3 protein-coding genes are annotated in these 2,866 nt (G+C 67.1%); 1 reads left to right on the top strand and 2 read right to left on the bottom strand.

What is annotated here, in order from left to right; all coding sequences use genetic code 11:
- Both HKK72_RS38275 and HKK72_RS38270 read right to left on the bottom strand, forming a co-directional pair.
- The coding region (locus HKK72_RS38275) for a M23 family metallopeptidase (protein ID WP_187239269.1) at window positions 1-619 on the bottom strand (619 nt) is incomplete at its 3' end.
- 19 nt (window positions 620-638) lie between these two features.
- A complete protein-coding gene (locus tag HKK72_RS38270; RefSeq protein WP_222721663.1) occupies window positions 639-1,367 on the bottom strand; it encodes a M23 family metallopeptidase in 729 nt (242 codons plus the stop codon).
- A 484-nt stretch (window positions 1,368-1,851) separates the two neighbouring features.
- Between HKK72_RS38270 and HKK72_RS38265 the strand changes: the two genes are divergently transcribed.
- On the top strand, window positions 1,852-2,866 hold a 1,015-nt coding region (locus tag HKK72_RS38265), incomplete at its 3' end, for a YihY/virulence factor BrkB family protein (RefSeq protein ID WP_222721662.1).

Below are 2,866 nucleotides of genomic sequence, written 5' to 3'. Positions count from 1 at the left end.
TGCCGGCGTACAGCAGGCCCTGGGCGTCGTTCATGTACGCGTCCCGGTAGCCGGTCGCATTGGCGAAGGTGTCGACCCAGTATCTGCCGCCACCGCCACAGCCGTTGTCGCTGGTCAGATACTTCTGGGAGTACGAACCCGGATAGGGCGCCAGCGACTGGCCGTTGATGTGGATGGTCTGACCGGCCCCGTTGTAGAGCTGCTCGTAGTGGATGTGTGCGCCGGTGCTGTTGCCGGTCGAGCCCGTGATGCCGATCGACTGACCCTGTGCGACGGAGGCTCCGTGGGCCACCCCGAACGACGCGAGGTGGAAGTAGTACGTCTTCCAGCCGCCGCCATGCTCGACGGCGACATAGTTGCCGGCGCCGCCGGCCTGGTAGTAGTTGTAGGCGGTGCCGGGCGCCGAGGCCAGCACCGGCGTGCCGGCCGTCGAGCCACTGGAGCTGATGAAGTCAAGGGCCAGTCGAACCTCCGCCGAATGGTGCGAGTAGGTCCAGGTCTGCCCGCAGGGGTACGGGGCCTTGAAATTCGGGGCCGCGAGAGCGGGTTGCGTCGGCTGGGTGACAACAAGTCCCACCAGCAGCGTCAACCCGGCAAATGCCGCGCGAATCCGTCGCATTGACTCGCCTTCCAGTCGGTCAGCAGTCGGGGATGACGGTGCCGTTGTTGTCCCTGGCCTCGTCGTTGCCCCATCTCGACAGGTAGTAGGCGGAGACGAAGGCGCCTCTGCCGTTCTTGCCGGGGTAGACCTCGTCGAGGTCGGTTCTGAGCCACCAGTGGTTGTACTGGGTGCCGACGCGTACTTCGGTGCCCCAGGTCTTGCAGTAGACGTAGTTCGTGCCGGCGTACAGCAGGCCCTGGGCGTCGTTCATGTACGCGTCCCGGTAGCCGGTCGCGTCGGCGAAGGTGTCGACCCAGTAACTGCCGGGAGCACAGGCATTCGTGCTGGCCACGATGGGAAACGGGCCGGCCGGACTGAGCCGGTATTCCGTTCCCTGAATGATGGGGTGCACCATCTCGCCGGTCTCGCCGTCGCCGTCACCGCTGGTGTCGTAAAGCTGTTCGTAATGCAGATGGGCGACATCCGTGCCGACGGAGCCGGCCGTGCCGATCCACCCGCCTTGGGCCACGGTCGTCCCCACTGCGGCACGTGCGCTCATGTGGAGATAAACGGTGAACCAGCCGCCGCCGTGGTCGATCTCCAGGCCCCCGGGATCGAACCATTGGTGGACCCGACCCGCCGCGGAAGCGACCACCGTGGCGCCCGCGGTGCCCCCGCCCTCCCGGAACATGTCGATCTTCTTGTCGTCGGGATTGTGGCCCCTGTACGTGGTGAGCTGCCAGCGCTGGCCGCACGCGAACGGCATCTTGAAATCCGGCCTCGCGGCGGCATTGATATTGCTCGCTGACGTGCTCGCCCGGGGAGACCCGGAAGCCGGCATGAGTATTATGCTGAACGCTGTGATTAAGGCGAGTAGGGCGGGTGCTCGACCTTTCATGACGCAATATTCCCCTCATTTCGCTCGGCCGGTGGCAGGCAATGTTCGACAAGGGTTCCGAGGCCCCTGAGTGGGAATTGCCGTTGCTAATTCCGTACTTCCGTCAACCCTGCGGTCATGGCCGTGGCGCCGCCGGTGCCACGTGACCGGCATGATCCTCGACACGCCGGTACCGCTCCTGCCGTGACCCTTCGACGGCTCGGCGTACGTCGGCCCGACTCGCTCAGGGCCGCTTCGTTTATGCAGACCTTGAGAGGGCATCAGGCGCTGCGACTCGGCCGAGCGACCGGCGGCTTGGAATCGGCATGGAACAGACGCCGCGCCGGCGGCGGCCACCCTGGCAGGAGCAGGCATGACACGCGATGCGGACCGTGAAAGGGAATCTGGCCGACCGGCATCCGTCCCTCCGGAACGCCACGAGGAACGACAGGACGAGCGGCGCGGCGAGCGGCAGCCGGAGAGCGTGGAGGAGGAGCGACGGCCCCTGCGGGAGGAGCAGAAGCGGCTCGCTGGGAGGCTGACCGCTCACGGGCCGCGTCGCCTCGGCGAGTTGCCGCTGAGGGGCTGGTGGGGAGCGGTCAGGCGTATTCCGGCCGAGTTCGCCGACGACGGGCTGGCCGACTGGGCGGCCGCGCTGACCTACTACGCCGTCCTGTCGATCTTCCCCGCTCTGCTGTGCGTGGTCTCGCTCGTCGGGCTGGCCGGGCGGTCGGTGACGGAATCGCTGATGGCCAACCTCGGGACCCTGGCGCCCGGCCCGGTCAAGCAGATACTCACAGGCGCGCTCACCGAGCTGCAGCGGGGCCGCGGCGGCGCCGGCCTGGTGGCCCTGGCCGGTCTGGCCGTCGCGTTCTGGTCGGCGTCGAAGTACGTCGCGGCCTTCATCCGCGCCAGCAACGCCGTCTACGACATCGACGAGGGCCGACCGATCTGGAAGACCCTGCCGCTTCGGCTCTCCATCACGCTGGTCAGCCTGGTGCTGCTGGCCGTCACCGCCATGGCCGTGGTGCTGTCCGGCGACCTGGCGCACCGGGTCGGCGAGATGATCGGCGTCGGCTCGGCGGCGGTCACCGTGTGGAACCTCGCCAAATGGCCGGTACTGCTGGTGATGGTCGGTTTGCTGTTCGCGCTGCTGTACTGGGCCGCGCCCAACGCCAAGCAGCGTTTCCAGTGGGTCACCCCCGGCGGGATCCTCGCACTGGTCATCTGGATCACCGCGTCTACCGGATTCGCCATCTACGTCGCCGCCTTCGGCTCCTACAACAAGACCTATGGCAGCATCGCGACCGTCGTGGTCTTCCTGGTGTGGCTGTGGGTCACGAACCTGGCGCTGTTGATCGGGGCCGAGCTCAACGCCGAACTGGAAC

It is taken from the genome of Actinomadura sp. HBU206391 (assembly GCF_014323665.1).
Classification (GTDB): domain Bacteria; phylum Actinomycetota; class Actinomycetes; order Streptosporangiales; family Streptosporangiaceae; genus Actinomadura_C.
Note: the sequence above shows the minus strand (reverse complement) of the source record. Positions and strands in the feature narration are given on the sequence as shown.